The organism is Pyrinomonas sp. (assembly GCF_040289685.1).
Lineage (GTDB): Bacteria > Acidobacteriota > Blastocatellia > Pyrinomonadales > Pyrinomonadaceae > Pyrinomonas.
The window spans coordinates 16,704-31,857 of the sequence record NZ_PSLQ01000038.1 but is presented as its reverse complement, the minus strand read 5'-3'; the positions used below and the strand labels follow the sequence as shown (position 1 = coordinate 31,857).

The 15,154-nt window shown below is 60.0% G+C and carries 11 protein-coding genes and 2 rRNA genes; all 13 read left to right on the top strand.

Annotation, left to right across the window (positions count from 1 at the left end; translation table 11 throughout):
• A 23S ribosomal RNA gene (locus C4334_RS09480) occupies positions 1-971 on the top strand; the annotation flags it as partial.
• Between the two features lie 82 nt (positions 972-1,053).
• Positions 1,054-1,170 (top strand): 5S ribosomal RNA (gene rrf, locus C4334_RS09475).
• 343 nt (positions 1,171-1,513) lie between these two features.
• Positions 1,514-3,673 (top strand): transglutaminaseTgpA domain-containing protein, encoded by a 2,160-nt coding sequence (locus C4334_RS09470; protein ID WP_352431843.1) that lies wholly within the window; start codon positions 1,514-1,516, stop codon positions 3,671-3,673.
• A 150-nt stretch (positions 3,674-3,823) separates the two neighbouring features.
• Positions 3,824-5,200, top strand: coding sequence for a 30S ribosomal protein S12 methylthiotransferase RimO (rimO, locus tag C4334_RS09465; RefSeq protein WP_352431842.1), 1,377 nt, complete (start codon positions 3,824-3,826; stop codon positions 5,198-5,200).
• A 14-nt stretch (positions 5,201-5,214) separates the two neighbouring features.
• Positions 5,215-5,862, top strand: a complete 648-nt coding sequence (locus tag C4334_RS09460; protein WP_352431841.1) for a phosphatidylglycerophosphatase A family protein — start codon at positions 5,215-5,217, stop codon at positions 5,860-5,862.
• A 17-nt stretch (positions 5,863-5,879) separates the two neighbouring features.
• On the top strand, positions 5,880-6,080 hold the full coding sequence (locus C4334_RS09455) for a hypothetical protein (protein WP_352431840.1): 201 nt from the start codon (positions 5,880-5,882) through the stop codon (positions 6,078-6,080).
• A gap of 53 nt (positions 6,081-6,133) precedes the next feature.
• Positions 6,134-7,504: a glycosyltransferase gene (locus C4334_RS09450; protein WP_352431844.1), complete on the top strand. Its 1,371-nt coding sequence runs from the start codon at positions 6,134-6,136 to the stop codon at positions 7,502-7,504.
• 68 nt (positions 7,505-7,572) lie between these two features.
• A complete protein-coding gene (locus tag C4334_RS09445) occupies positions 7,573-8,553 on the top strand; it encodes a GDP-mannose 4,6-dehydratase (RefSeq protein WP_352431839.1) in 981 nt (326 codons plus the stop codon).
• A gap of 74 nt (positions 8,554-8,627) precedes the next feature.
• Positions 8,628-10,433 carry a glycosyl transferase gene (locus C4334_RS09440; protein ID WP_352431838.1) on the top strand — a complete coding sequence of 602 codons (1,806 nt, stop codon included), beginning with the start codon at positions 8,628-8,630 and terminating at the stop codon, positions 10,431-10,433.
• Positions 10,434-10,519: 86 nt separating this feature from the next.
• Positions 10,520-11,875 carry a tetratricopeptide repeat protein gene (locus tag C4334_RS09435; protein ID WP_352431837.1) on the top strand — a complete coding sequence of 452 codons (1,356 nt, stop codon included), beginning with the start codon at positions 10,520-10,522 and terminating at the stop codon, positions 11,873-11,875.
• Positions 11,793-13,322 carry an O-antigen ligase family protein gene (locus tag C4334_RS09430; RefSeq protein WP_352431836.1) on the top strand — a complete coding sequence of 510 codons (1,530 nt, stop codon included), beginning with the start codon at positions 11,793-11,795 and terminating at the stop codon, positions 13,320-13,322. The genes C4334_RS09435 and C4334_RS09430 overlap by 83 nt, the downstream gene beginning before the upstream one ends.
• Before the next feature lie 108 nt (positions 13,323-13,430).
• Positions 13,431-14,378: a UDP-glucuronic acid decarboxylase family protein gene (locus C4334_RS09425; RefSeq protein ID WP_352431835.1), complete on the top strand. Its 948-nt coding sequence runs from the start codon at positions 13,431-13,433 to the stop codon at positions 14,376-14,378.
• A gap of 344 nt (positions 14,379-14,722) precedes the next feature.
• A complete protein-coding gene (locus C4334_RS09420; protein ID WP_352431834.1) occupies positions 14,723-15,028 on the top strand; it encodes a DUF4143 domain-containing protein in 306 nt (101 codons plus the stop codon).
• Positions 15,029-15,154: the final 126 nt, after the last annotated feature.

Genomic DNA, 15,154 nt, shown 5'->3' with positions numbered 1-15,154 from the left:
ACGGTCCTAAGGTAGCGAAATTCCTTGTCGGGTAAGTTCCGACCTGCACGAATGGCGTAACGATCTGGGAGCTGTCTTAACGAGGGGCACAGCGAACTTGTAGTACCGGTGAAGATGCCGGTTTCCCGCATCTAGACGGAAAGACCCCGTGCACCTTGACTACAACTTGATAGTGATTTCGGGCAAGCGATGCGCAGAATAGGTGGGAGGCTTTGATGTCAGGCTTTTGGGCTTGGCGGAGCCGCAATGTGAGATACCACCCTTCGTTTGTCTGGACTCTAACCTAGGTCCGTAATCCGGATCAGGGACATTATCAGGCGGGTAGTTTGACTGGGGCGGTCGCCTCCTAAAGAGTAACGGAGGCGCTCGAAGGTTGGCTCAGGCTGTTTGGAAATCAGCCGTAGAGTGCAAACGCATAAGCCAGCCTGACTGTGAGACACACACGTCGAGCAGGGACGAAAGTCGGAGTTAGTGATCCGGCGGTTCCGTGTGGAAGGGCCGTCGCTCAACGGATAAAAGGTACCCCGGGGATAACAGGCTGATCGGGCCCAAGAGCTCACATCGACGGCCCGGTTTGGCACCTCGATGTCGGCTCATCGCATCCTGGGGCTGAAGAAGGTCCCAAGGGTTCGGCTGTTCGCCGATTAAAGCGGTACGTGAGCTGGGTTTAGAACGTCGCGAGACAGTTCGGTCCCTATCTGGCGTGGGCGTAGCAGGACTGAGGGAATCTGACCCTAGTACGAGAGGACCGGGTTGGACCGACCTCTGGTGTACGAGTTGTCGCGCCAGCGGCAGCGCTCGGTAGCCAAGTCGGGCATGGATAAACGCTGAATGCATCTAAGCGTGAAGCCAGACCCAAGATGAGTCCTGCCCGTGAGACCCCTGGAAGACCACCAGGTTGATAGGCTGGAGGTGTAAGCGCAGCAATGCGTTTAGCTGACCAGTACTAATCGGTCCCATGGCTTGACCGTCGAATTTACTCGCCAGCATGCGCGCGCAGCCGGAACAAGATCGCTGTTCGATTCTCAAAGCTCTCGAACTTTGACAGTTTCTCCCGGTGATCATATCGGCAGGGAAACACCCGTTCCCATCCCGAACACGGAAGTTAAGCCTGCTGGAGCCGATGGTACTGCACGGGACACCGTGTGGGAGAGTAGGAAGTCGCCGGGTCTTGAATCAAAAGCCTACGCCGTTCGGCGTAGGCTTTTGCCTTTTGTGGGCCATGCTCGCCCCAAGATCACAGAGGCTGAACGTGTTATGCGAAGCGAAGGTGCAGAATATCCAGATGCTTCGCTCTTTACCATGAACACGGAGGCTGATGTGTGGGGCTTGGGTCGAAGTGACGGGCTTCGGCCTTCCATCAGCGCTTGGTCAGTCAAGCCACGCGCTTGGTGGTCGCTTTGTCCAAAGCCTATTTGGCCGTTTATACTCGTGGCTCAAGCAGCAGCCGAGCGTTGCCGGCAGCGGTCGCGCCATCTGATTGATGGGATGCAGGAGCGCACCCCTTCGTTTCATGGCAGAAAGAGCTTTCCAAATCTCCTCTCGCTTAATGGTCGCTCTAGGGGGCGCCGCGCTTCTTCTTTCCGGTGCGGTCGATTGGCGTTTGGGGGGCGCCTTCTTTGCGCTCTTCGCGCTCTCGCTGTTTTTGGAGAAGCGTTCTTGGCAGATCTCGGAAAAAGTCGGCTTGATTTTGATTCTCCTCGCTTTGCCGATCTTCTATCTCGATTGGCAACGGCAGTGGACGGCGCAGGCAACCGCAGACGAACGTTTGGCCGGAGTAGCTGCGCTGACTCACCTGTTGCTCTTTCTTTCGGCCATCAAGCTGCTACAGCGGAAGCAAGACAGAGACTGGGTCTTCCTCTATCTGATCTCGTTTTTCGAGATCTTGTTGGCGGCAGGATTGATGACGAGCCCGAGCTTTCTCGTGCTTCTCGTCGGGTATGTTTTGGTCGCCTTGATGGCTGCCGTTTGTTTCGAGATCAGGCGTGCCGAGCGAAACGCGCAGCTTGACGCAACGACTTTTCTCCAGCGCAAGAGAAAGAGCGCGGCAGGGCGTTGCGGTTTGAGTGAGTGGCGTTTGTTGGCTGTTGTAGTCGCACTGGGTTTCTTCATCTTCGGACTCGGTTTGCCGATCTTCCTTCTGATTCCGCGCATGGGATCGGGAGCCTTTGCCCATGCGGGCGAAGGCGTCGCGGGTTTCGTCGGTTTTTCAGAGGGCATCAGACTGGGCGAGATCGGGCGCTTACAACAGAGCAATCGGATTGTGATGCGCGTTCGAATCGAGGGCGATGACCGGATGATGCGGCTTCGTTGGCGCGGCGCCGCGCTGGACCGGTTCGATGGGCGCAGTTGGGCGCGCTCTTCGCCGCGGGCGCGCCTCGTGCCCAAAGGAGAGCACGACCTATTTCAACTGGGAACGATCGATTCTCTTCATCGTTTGACGACGCAGACGGTCTTTTTGGAGCCGATAGATACGCCCGTGCTCTTCGTCGCACCGCGCGTGGTCGCCGTGCAAGGAGCGCTGCCTTTTGTGCGTCTCGACGCGGAAGGAAACCTCTCGACCCTGCCTCATCCCTTCGAAAGGATAACGTACAGAGTGTATTCCGAGATCGAGAGCGACGAACCGTGGGGCTTCGGGACGGAACGGCTTGGCGAAATACGCTACTCAATTGCCGACGCGCGCTACCTTCAGCTCCCTTCTGCGATCGATCCGCGCATCGAGCAATTGGCGCAAGACGTGATCCGACAAGCGCGAGCGCACACGCTCTACGAAGCCGCGCGTGCCATCGAAAACTATTTACAGACCAGTTACGGCTACTCATTGGAAATGAAAGCGAGCGGCGAAGACCCGCTGGCCGATTTCCTGTTTCGCGTGCGCGAAGGGCATTGCGAGTATTTCTCCTCGGCGATGGCGATCATGCTACGGACGCAGGGGATAGCGGCGCGCGTCGTCAACGGTTTCAAGATGGGCGAGTACAACGAGGCTGCCGATGTCCATATCGTTAGGCAGCGCGACGCTCATTCTTGGGTCGAAGTCTATTCGCCAGCCGCTGGGAGATGGTTGAGTTTCGACCCGACGCCTTTCGTCCCCTTTCAAGATGGCCCGCCGTCGGATGGGTTGTCGGCGAAATTGCGTAAATACGCCGAGGCGCTGGAGCTGTTCTGGCTGCAATACGTCGTCAGCTACGACCGACAAGAGCAGCGGCAGCTTGCGCGCGCCATCGGCGATGAGCTTCGCGCGCAGCAAGCAAGCTTCATGTCGTGGGCAGATGATGCGCTGCGAAGGGCGCAGCGGGGATGGCAGACAGGTGGTGAGGCAGCCAAAAGGGCGGCGACGATCATCGCGGTGATCTGCTTGATCGCATTTGTCATTTACAGAACCAGAAATCGTTGGATGGCGTTTTGGATGAAACATAGACGCGCTCGACGGACGGAGACAGTGGCCTTTTACGAGCGCATGGTGGAGATCTTGGCGCGAGGCGGTTGGCATCGCGCGCCGGACCAAACGCCCGCGGAGTTCGCTGCAGCGACAGGCTTGGCTGAGGTGGCGCAGGTCACGGAAGCTTACCATCGCGTTCGTTTCGGCGCGCAGGATTTGACGACGGCGGAGATAGTGCAAATCGAAGCCTGTTTGCGGCGGTTGGAAGATGTCGCACGAGAAAGGCTTGCTTAAGGTTGATGGCGCTGCCTGAGTCGGAAGAGGGAGGCGCGCGAAGAATTCTGTTTGAGTCGGCGTCGCTGATAGCACCTTGTGAAGGTTAGGGCGCGGGTAATAACCAGCTCGAAGTCTGACCGCAAAAGAGGTGGCACTTTGACGGAGAAGATGAAAAAGGTAGGATTCATCAGTCTCGGTTGCCCGAAGAACTTAGTCGATAGCGAGGTGATGATGGGCCAACTTCGCGCGTCGGGTTACGAAATCACCAGCGATGCTGAGCAAGCGGAGACGTTGGTCATCAACACGTGCGGCTTCATCGAAGAGGCGAAAAAAGAGTCGATCGAAGCGATTCTCGACGCCATACGTTTGAAGAGCGAGGGGCGCTGCCGTCGCGTGGTCGTCGCAGGCTGTTTGGTCGAGCGTTACCGCGCGGAGTTGGCTGCCGAATTGCCTGAGGTCGATGCGTTCATCGGCACCGATCAGGTGCGCGACATCATCGCCGCATGTCGCGGCGACGCGAGCGGTCGTTCCCTACCCGTACTGCCTTCGGGAAACGGATCGACGACTTATTTGTACGACGACGCGACGCCGCGCTTGCTTGCGACGCCGAAGCATTTCGCGTACATCAAGATCGCCGAAGGGTGTGATCGGCCCTGTTCTTTCTGTGCGATTCCGCTCATGCGCGGCAGGTTCCGCAGCCGCCGTTTCGGTTCGGTGCTCAACGAAGCGGAGAAGCTGATCGAGCAAGGCGTCAAGGAACTGATCCTCGTCGCACAAGACTCTTCGCGTTATGGCGAAGACCTTGGGATGCGAGACGGTCTGGCGCAACTTTTGCGCGCGCTCGCGCGGTTGGATGGCGTTGAGTGGGTGCGCGTTATGTATGCCTACCCGACGCACGTCAGCGAACGTTTTCTCGACGTGATGGCGGAAGAGTCAAAGGCGGTTAAATACCTGGATCTGCCGTTGCAACACGCCTCGGCGCGCGTTTTGAAATCGATGCGACGCGGTGGCACGCGCCGCAGCCTCGAACGTTTGATCGAACGCGCGCGACGGCGCGTTCCCGGCATTGCCATTCGCACGACGTTCATCGTCGGCTTTCCAGGGGAGACGGAGGATGACTTCAACGAACTGCTCGGATTCATTCGCGACGTGGAGTTCGATCGCGTCGGCGTCTTTACATACTCGGACGAAGAGGGAACGCCGGCCCACCTTTTATCCGACAAGGTCGATGCGCGAACGGCTGAACAGCGGCGTGCCCGTCTGATGCGGGAACAAGAGCGCATCTCGCGGCGCAAAAACCGCGCGCGCATCGGCTCGGTTGTGCGCGTGCTGTTCGAGGGAGTTTCGCCAGAGACGAACCTCTTGTGGCAGGGGCGCATGGAAACGCAGGCTCCGGAAATAGATGGTTGCGTTTTGATCAACGACGCTCCCGGCGGTTGCCAACCGCAGGTCGGTGACTTCGTCCAAGTGCGGATCACACAAGCACACGCACATGATCTCGTCGGCGCCATCGTTTCGCGCGAAGAGGCGGGCGAGGGAGCGTGATCGAGGCGCATTCGATGCGAAAAAGAGCCAAAATCAAAAGGATCAAGGAGACGAGCGATGAGTTTGCGCCATCTGCGGTTGCGCACGCCGAAAAGGTCGAACGCGCGCTCGCTGTGCGCGCCGTGGTCGATCGCGCGGCGCTTGCCATTGCAAGTTGCGGCGTCGGTTTCATCCCGCTCGCGCCTGGAACGTGGGGAGCAGGCATCGGGGTCGCCATCCTCTTCGGCGCGCAGCGCGTGGGCGCAAGCGTTCATGTTTGGGCCGGCAAGAAGATCGTGCTTCCAATCGAAGCTTTTCGTTCGCTCGTATTGCTTGCGGCGCTCGCGTTGCTCGTTCCGCTGGGGGTGTGGGCGGCAACGCGCGCTGAACGCGTGCTCGGTCGCAAAGATCCTAGCCCAGTCATCATCGACGAAATCGCAGGGCAGTTAGTCACCTTTTTGCTGGTGCCGGTGGCGGCTGACTGGTCGCTTGCTTTGATCGGGTTCTTGTTGTTTCGCGTTTTCGATACGTGGAAGCCGTACCCGATCCGACGCTTGGAAAGTTTGGAGTCGGGTCTCGGCATCATGATGGACGACATCGTCGCCGGAGTTTATGCCGGAGCGGCCTTGTGGGCGTTCGTCCTCGCGCGTGCGTGGCTCGCTTCAAGCTTCGGCGCCCCCTGATTTTCACGGAGGATGAGATGGAAGAAAAAGATCCAAAACTGGCTGAAGACGTCGCTGGCGATACCGGATCGGACAGAAGGCGCGATGGCGATGCGGGAGCGAGCGAAAACTTGCCGTCCGAAGAAAGCGCCGTCGGAAGATCGCGCGAAGTGGATGAGAACAATTTGGTGGAGGCGGAAGGGCCGGTCAAAGAGGAAGATGGCGAGGACATTTGGTAGCGAGGGTGGAGTCTGCGTCGAGTTCGCACCGTGAGCAGTCGAATGTCGAGGTGATGCTGATTTTCGTTGACGAACTCGCGCGGCCACAAGTCGAATCGGCAGCGGTTAATGGTATGAAGGTCATTCGCGTCATCGCGCGCCTGAACGTCGGCGGCCCGGCACAGCACGTCGCGTGGCTGACGGCTGGGTTGCGACCGCGTGGGTTCGAGACCGCGCTCGTTTGCGGTACGGTACCGCCGGGCGAAGACGACATGAGCGATTTTGCTCGTGCGCTTGGCGTCGAGCCCATTCGGATTGCCGAGATGAGCCGCGAGATATCGCCGCGCGATCTGGTGGCGATCTGGAAGTTCTATCGTTTGTTGTGCCGCGAGCGTCCCGACATCGTACACACGCACACGGCCAAGGCTGGCACCGTCGGGCGCATCGCCGGCCTTTTCTACCGTTACCTGACGCCGAAGGCTTTGATCGGCAAGCCACGCGCGTGCAAGTTCGTGCACACCTATCACGGTCACATCTTTCACGGGTATTATGGGCCAGCGAGGACGCGTTTGTTTCTCGCCATCGAAAAGGCGCTCGCCCGGCTAGCGACGGATCGTCTCGTCGTCATCAGCCCGCAACAGCGGCGCGAGATACATGAGCGTTTTGGCGTCGGACGCGCCGAACAGTTCGCTGTCGTCCCGCTCGGGCTGGATCTCGCTCCCTTTAAGGGTTGGGAACAACGGCGTCCCGCGGCGCGAGCGGAGATGCTTGCGCGTTTCAGCGCCCCAACCGACTCGTTGCTAATTGGCATCGTCGGACGCTTGACGGAGATCAAAAATCACGCGCTTTTCCTTCGCGCAGCGGCTTGTTACCTCGATTCGTGCGCGCCTGAGATGCGGCGTCGAACGCGATTCGTCATCATCGGCGATGGTCCCTTACGAGGTCCGTTGGAGGATCAGGCGCATCGGTTAGGACTCGGGGCGGTAGTCCATTTTGTGGGCACGCGCCGCGACCCGGAGAACTTCTACGCGGCGCTCGACCTCGTCGCATTGACTTCGCGTAACGAAGGCACGCCGCTGACGATCATCGAGGCGATGGCTTGCGAGCGCGCGGTGGTGGCAACGGCCGTTGGCGGCGTGGGCGATCTACTCGGCGCGGACGACTTGCAACTTTGCCGTGAGGCGTACAAGATATGCGAGCGCGGCGTGCTGGTTCGTCCGGATGATGCCGAGAGCTTCGGCCAGGCGCTCGCGCGCACGATCTCGGACGGGGCGCTGAGACGGGAATTGGGACGGCGTGGGCGCCTTTTCGTCGAACGTCAGCACGCACTCGATCGACTGTTCGACGATATCGCGCGTCTTTATCATGATCTTTTCGCCGAAAGCGCGCGCAACCCGAAGCGGCGCGCGGCGGATGCCGTCCCTCAAGAGAGCGCGCTTTTTTGATGGAGCCGCGCTCGCATGCAGCGATGAGCGGCGCGCTTTCGGAATCTTCGCGAAAGGAGCTTGAGGCTTTGCGCGTTTTGATCACAGGGGGAGCGGGATTCATCGGCTCGCACCTTGCTGATGCCTACATCGAACGGGGGGACGAGGTCTTCGTTCTCGACGACCTCTCGACTGGCAGCATCGAGAACATCAAGCATTTGAAAGGGCATCGGCGTTTCCACTACACCATCGACAGCGTGCACAACGCGCCGGTGGTGGCCGAGTTGGTGGATCAGTGCGACGTGGTCTTCCATCTGGCCGCGGCCGTCGGCGTGCGTTTGATCGTCGAAAGTCCGGTGCGCACTATCGAGACCAACGTGCACGGGACTGAGGTCGTCCTCGCACAAGCGAGCAAGAAGAAGAAGAAGGTGCTCGTCGCCTCCACTTCCGAGGTCTACGGTTTGAGCAACGACGTGCCGTTTCGCGAAGACGGCTGTCTCGTGCTCGGCGCGACGACCAAGGGGCGCTGGAGCTACGCTTGCTCGAAAGCGATCGATGAGTTTCTCGCGCACGCCTACTGGCGTGAGAAGCGACTTCCGACCATCATCGTCAGGCTCTTCAACACCGTCGGCCCGCGTCAGACTGGACAGTACGGCATGGTCATCCCGACCTTCGTCAAACAGGCGCTCGCCGCACAGCCGCTCACAGTTTACGGCGATGGGCGGCAGTCGCGCTGTTTTTGCCACGTCAGCGATGTGGTCGGCGCGCTCATCAAGCTGATGGACCATCCGCAAGCGGTGGGCGAAGTCTTCAACATCGGATCGAACGAAGAGGTAACCATTCTCGAATTGGCCGAGCGCGTGCGACGTTTGACCGGCTCGCGTTCGGAGATCGTCTTCGTGCCATACGACGAAGCTTACGAACAGGGTTTCGAAGATATGCCGCGGCGCGTGCCTGACATCTCCAAAGTGAGCGGGCTGGTCGGTTTTCGCCCGACCAAAACGCTCGACGAGATACTGCAGACGGTGATCGACCACTACGCTGAGAGGATGCACGCACGCGGCGATTGACCGGTTGGCGCGTGCCCCAAGTGCCTTAGCGCACGATCGGGCGCGGATAGCGGTATGGTTGATCGTTTTCGGTCATGTTCTCCGGAACGCAACTGTTGACGGCCGTTTTGACCTCTTTCTTCGCGGCGATGGTTGCGACCTTCGCCGTGCGCGAGTTCGCCCGCCGCTTTCGGATCGTCGCGCGTCCCAAAGCGGATCGCTGGCACAAGCGGCCCACGGCGTTGCTTGGCGGGGCAGCGATCTTCGCGAGTTTTCTCGTGTGCAACGCGCTCTTTGTCGCGCCGACGACCTACGGCTGGGTGGTTTTGATGGCGAGCGCTTTTCTCTTCTTCGTCGGTTTGATCGACGACTTCGCGCACATCAAACCGTATCAGAAATTGATCGGGCAGGTCATGGGCGCCTCGCTCATCATCTACTACGGCTTGCAATTGCCGTGGACCAGTTCGGCGACGCTCAACATGGCGTTGACGATCTTCTGGTTGATCGGCATCACCAACGCGCTCAACCTGCTCGACAACATGGACGGCTTGGCCGCCGGCGTAGCGGCCATCGCCGCCATCTTTCTCGCCATCGGCTTTTACACCAACGGACAGATGGCCGAAGCGTTGATGTTGGCCATCTTCGCCGCCACGCTCGCAGGATTTCTCGTTTACAACTTCAACCCGGCTTCCATCTTCATGGGCGATTGCGGCTCGTTGTTCATCGGTTTCTTTCTTGCGAGCGCGGCGTTGATGAGCGCTTCGGGCGGAAGATCGCGCAGCCTCTTCGCCGTCCTCGGCGTGCCGATCCTGACGCTCTTCATCCCGATCTTCGACACAACGCTCGTCACAGTGGTCCGCAAGCTCTTCGGGCGCGCGGCATCGCAGGGCGGGCGCGACCACACGTCGCATCGGCTGGTCGCGCTCGGATTGTCGGAACGCCGCGCCGTCTTGATGCTCTACGGTTTCGCCGCTGCTTCAGGAACGCTCGCGTTGTTGACGCGCGATTTGAGCCTCGACGTGAGTTTGGCCGTCACGCTCGGGTTCACCGTGTCGCTCACGCTCGTCGGCGTCTATCTGGCGCGCGTGCAAGTTTACGATGAAGAGGAGATACGCGCCGCGCGCGAGCGGGCGCTCTTCGCTTTTTTGGTTGACCTCTCTTACAAGCGGCGCATCTTCGAAGTGCTGCTCGACCTCGTGCTTATCATACTGGCCTACTACAGCGCCTATGCGCTCATGTTCGGCCCTTTCACCGGTCAAGGCGCATGGCGGCTCTTCATGCAGACGCTTCCGATCATCGTGTTCATCAAGATGGCCGTGTTGCTCGGCATGGGGGCCTATCGCGGCATCTGGCGCTACACGAGTTTGAACGACCTGATCGTTTTTGCGCGCGCCGTGGCGCTCAGTTCGATCGTGAGCGTGCTGGCGATCCTCGCCCTCTATCGGTTCGAGGGGTTCTCGCGGGCCGTCTTCGCGCTTGATGGATTGCTCCTTTTCGTCATGATCGCCGGAAGTCGCTTGACCTTTCGTCTGTTTCGTCGCCTGTTGCCGACGGCGCGCACGCGGCAGGGGCGGCGTGTGTTGATCTACGGCGCGGGCGATGCTGGCGAGTTGCTCTTGCGCGAAATACTCAACAATCCGGAACTCGACTACGCCCCAGTTGGGTTCGTCGACGACGACCCGTTGAAGAAGGGCAAGGTGATCCACGGGCTTCCCGTATTCGGCGGAAACGGCATGTTGGCAGCGATCTGCCGAGAGCGGCGGATCGAAGAGGTCTTGATTTCGAGTCGCAAGATTTCGGACGAGCGCGTGCGCGAAATCAAGCGCGATTGCGAAGCAGCGCGCGTGAAGTTGAAGCGCTTGCGCATACAGATCGAGCAGATAAGCGATGACGACGAATAGAAACGGCGTTTGGCAACGAGCCGCGTCCTGATGGATAATCTTCCGCTTGAACTCATCCCCACGTCGGCATCCGACGCGAGAAGAAGATGGCTTCGGATCAATTGGTTTTGGTTGATGTGCGTCCCGCTTGGCGGCGTTTGTTGCTCGTTCCCATCGTCGCGCTTTGCTTGATCGGGGCGTGGATGGTTGCGCGCTGGTGCATCGGCCACACCATGGCCGAGCGCGCGCCGGATGCCGCGACGGCGCGCGCAGCGGTCAGTCTCGCGCCATCCGATCCGCAACCCTATTACAGCCTCGCCGTGCTCAGCGCGCGCGAAGCCCTGACGACGGAGGAGGTCGCCGCGGCGCTCGAAGACTACGAACGCGCTGTGGCCCGATCGCCCTACGAATACCGTCTATGGATGGAATTGGGGCGAGCGCGCGAGCAGGCGGGCGACCCGACAGGCGGAGAGAAGGCGCTCAAACGGGCCGTCGAACTCGCGCCACACTACGCGCAGCCGCGGTGGATGTTGGGCAACCTGCTGCTTCGGCAGGGGCGGGCCGATGAGGCTTTCGAGCAGTTGAAGGTCGCTGGCGAGGCGGATCCGAGCCTGCGCCCGCAGATCTTCCACCTCGCTTGGCGCGCTTACGATGGCCGTCTTGCGACGGTGATCGCCAAGGTCGGAGGTTCGCCCGGCGCGCGCGCGCAACTGGTTCAGTACCTGCTCGGCTTGAAGCGTCTCGACGACGCCGTTCAACTTTGGAACAGCTTGAACGCCGACGAAAAACGCGCGCAGCGCGAAGCGGGCGATGCCTTGATCAAGGCGGCGTTTGAAGCGAAACGCTTCCGGCTCGTGCTCGACCTTTACCGCGCGCTCGAGCCAGATGTGCCCGCGGCGGTGGGTCGGTTGATCAACGGCGACTTTGAGGAGGACATAGCCACCTACGGCACAAGCCTGTTCGGTTGGCAGATTGCGCAAACCGAACAACCGCAAGTCCGGCTTGACGCGCGCACCGCTTACAGCGGCGAGCGAAGTTTGAGGTTGATCTTCAACGCGCCGAAGACGGTCGAGTTTCGCGGCGTCTCGCAATTCATCGTCGTTGAACCGGCGACGCGGTATCGTTTGAGCTACTTTTTCCGCACGGAAAACTTGAAGAGCGCGAGCACGCTCATCGTGCAAGTCGTCGATGCGGGCGCGCCCGACCGCGTGCTCGCTGAATCGGCTCCCGTGCCCGACGGCTCCAACGAGTGGCAGCCCGTGGTTTTAGATTTCGCCACCACGCCGCAGACCGAAGCGATCACGGTGCGGATCGTGCGCGAGCCATGTTTTTCGGCAGTCTGCCCGATTTTCGGAAAGATCTGGTATGACAAGTTCAGTTTTGAACAGATCGGCAACGGCGCAAGCCTTGGCGAGCGAAGGGGCAACGATCGAGGCGGCAACCAGAACGGAACAGGTCGCTGAGCTGCCGCAAACGATCGCCAGCCGTTTCATCATCCTCATCGTCTGCATGGCGATGGTGCTATCAACGCTCGCCTACGGGACGGTGCATACGTGGTCGCTCGCTTTCTTCCAAGCTGGAGCAGCGGCGATCGTCTTCTTCTGGGCGGTGGATGCTTGGCGCACCGGTCTCTTACGCTTCAGCCGCAACGTGCTGCAACTGCCCCTCCTCGGTTTGATTGCACTTGGTTTGGCGCAGTTGCTTCCGCTCGGCAGCGCTTTCGGCGCCGAAGCCTTGTCCGTGGAGCCGAGCCGAACGCTTTCGCTCGATCCTTTCTGGACGCGCATCGCCATCGTTCAAATAGCTTCGCTCGCGATCTACTTCGCAGCGACGCTCGCTTTCATCGACAGTCCACGGCGTTTGCGCTTGATGGTGCGCACGATCACGATCTTCGGTTTCCTGCTCGCGCTCTTCAGCATGATGCAAGCCTTCACGAGTCAAGGTAAGCTCTTTTGGTTCGCCGAGCTTAAACAGGCCGTCCCGTTCGGCCCGTTCATCAATCGGCACCATTTTGCGGGCTACATGGAGCTAGCGCTGGCGCTGCCATTGGCGATTGCGCTCGCTGGCGGCGCTGTTGAAGCCGACCGCCGCCTCCTCTACGGTTTCGCCGCTGGACTGATGGGGATCGCGCTCATCATGACCAATTCACGCGGCGGTTTGGTCAGTCTCGTTGCGGAGATCATCTTTCTCATCTCGCTGACGGAGTTTCGCGCGCGAAAAGCGGAAGAGTTGACAGCGGCGGATGCGGCCTCCGGTTGGCGACCGGTTCTGGTGCGACTTGGCGTATCGTTCGCGCTGCTTTTCGCCATCGTTTTCGGCTCTCTTCTGTACGGCGGAGAAGAGTCGCTGAGCCGCTTCATCGGGACGGTCAACTCGCAAGATCCGACCACGGGCCGCGCACACTTTTGGAGCGTTACGCTCGATATCATTCGCGACCGCCCGCTACTCGGCGTGGGGCTTGGCGCTTACAGCGTCGCTTACACGCGGTACGACACGCGCGGCGGGCAGTTTCGCGTCGAGCAGGCGCACAACGATTACCTGCAAACGCTCTCCGATGCCGGAGTGATCGGCGCGGCGCTCGGACTCCTTTTCATCGTCGCGCTGTTTCGCCTCGGGTTCTTACGGCGACAGTCGCGCGACCCCTTCCGTCGCGCCGTGGCGACCGGAGCGATGACCGGTTGCTTCGCCGTGCTGGTCCACAGCTTCTTCGATTTCACGCTCCACACGACGGCTAATGCGCTCCTTTTTCTGCTGCTCGCGGCGTTGGCGACCGTCAACGGGCGCGTCGAGGAGGCGCCGCGCCGTAGGCGCCGTCGTCGTCGCCGTTCGAGCCAGACGTCGGAGAGACTCCCAGCCGACGACGGTACAAAGGCCGAGCAACAGCCTAACACGGCGACGGCAGGCATCTGAGAAAGAAAAACAGGAGACAAACCGCCAAACGGCGATAGCAGAAAGCGGTCGGTTCGATGGTGCGCGTCCGAACGAGGCGCGCCGTCGCCGAAGAAGAGAGGATCGAAGATGCGCGTACTCGTCACCGGTGGAGCCGGATTCATCGGATCACATCTGTGCGAGCGGTTGCTCGCGGACGGACACGAGGTCATCTGCCTCGACAACTTCTTCACCGGGCGCAAAGAGAACATCCATCACTTGATGAACAATCCGCGCTTCGAGATGATCCGGCACGATGTGGTCCAGCCGATCCTGCTCGAAGTCGATCGGATCTACAATTTAGCGTGTCCCGCTTCGCCCGTGCACTACCAGTACAACCCTGTCAAGACGGTGAAGACCAACGTGATGGGCACGATCAACATGCTCGGGCTGGCCAAGCGCGTCAAGGCGCGCATCCTTCAAGCTTCGACCTCGGAAGTCTATGGCGATCCGCAGGTCCATCCGCAAACGGAGGATTACTGGGGATACGTCAATTGCATCGGCGTGCGTTCGTGTTACGACGAGGGGAAGCGCGTCGCCGAAACGCTGATGATGGATTACCATCGACAGAACGGCGTCGATACGCGCATTGCGCGGATCTTCAACACCTATGGTCCGCGCATGCTGGAGAACGATGGGCGGGTCGTTTCGAACTTCATCGTGCAAGCCTTGCGCGGCGAAGAGCTGACCATTTACGGCTCGGGCGCGCAGACGCGCTCCTTCTGCTACGTTGACGATCTGGTCGAAGGTCTTATCCGTTTGATGAACGCTGAAACCGAAGACGTACATCTTCCCGTCAATTTGGGCAATCCGGCTGAGTTCACCATTCGCGAGTTAGCCGAGGAAGTGGCGCGATTGTGCGGAAGAGAGGTGCGCATCAAGCACTGTCCGCTGCCACAGGACGATCCCAAACAGCGTCGCCCGGACATAGCGCGCGCCGAACGATTGCTTGGCTGGAAGCCGACCGTGCCGCTCAGGGAAGGTTTGCAGAGGACGATCGCTTACTTCGCCGAGCGGATTGCAAAACAACCGCGCTAAGCTCGGTCCAGCGCTCGTTCTTTTGCCACAGAGCTTTTCGGACGAATAAACGGAACTCATTGAAGGTCACTCGATTTCCCCTGCAAATTAAGGGAGATGTCTCCGCAATCGCAAGGATGATCGAGCGTTGAATCGCCTCGGAGATCGTCCAAAGGCTCCAAGAGATGGCGGCTGTGGTCTTGCTTAGGCACTGCTAGTGCGGGAGTTGCCGCCGTGTCACACCGACGTCGGCAAGAAGCTAATCGAGTCGCCGAAAGCTTACATGCGCGATAGCGACTTGGTACGTGCCCTGTTGATGATCGGCGGGAAGACGATCGGTTGTCTCATCCAGTGGTCGGGGCGAGTTGGGATGTTTCGCCATCGAAAATCTTTTGGCCGTCGCGCCAAAGAGCACACAAGGCCATCTCTACCGGACCAGCAGCGGGGCCGAAATCGATCTTTCGCTTGAGGTCCCCAAAAGGGGCTTGTGGGCCATCGAGATTAAACGGGGCCTTGCGCTTCGACCGGAGCGCGTTTTTCATCCGGCGCGCGAGGATCTCAAGCCGTCGCGACGTTTCAGCATCCATCCGGGGACGGACATCTACCATGTGACCGAGGATGCGCTAGTCACTTCGCCGCTTGACGCGGCGCGCTCCCTTCGAGAGAGCTGATCGGGCTTTTGTCGAGTTGACGGTCGCCGAGGCGCGTCTTTGGCGATGCTTGGCAGCTTCTTGCGCTTCCCATCCGGTCGCGGCTGATTGTAGGATGAGGCAGAAGTTAGCGCTGAATCCGCACGG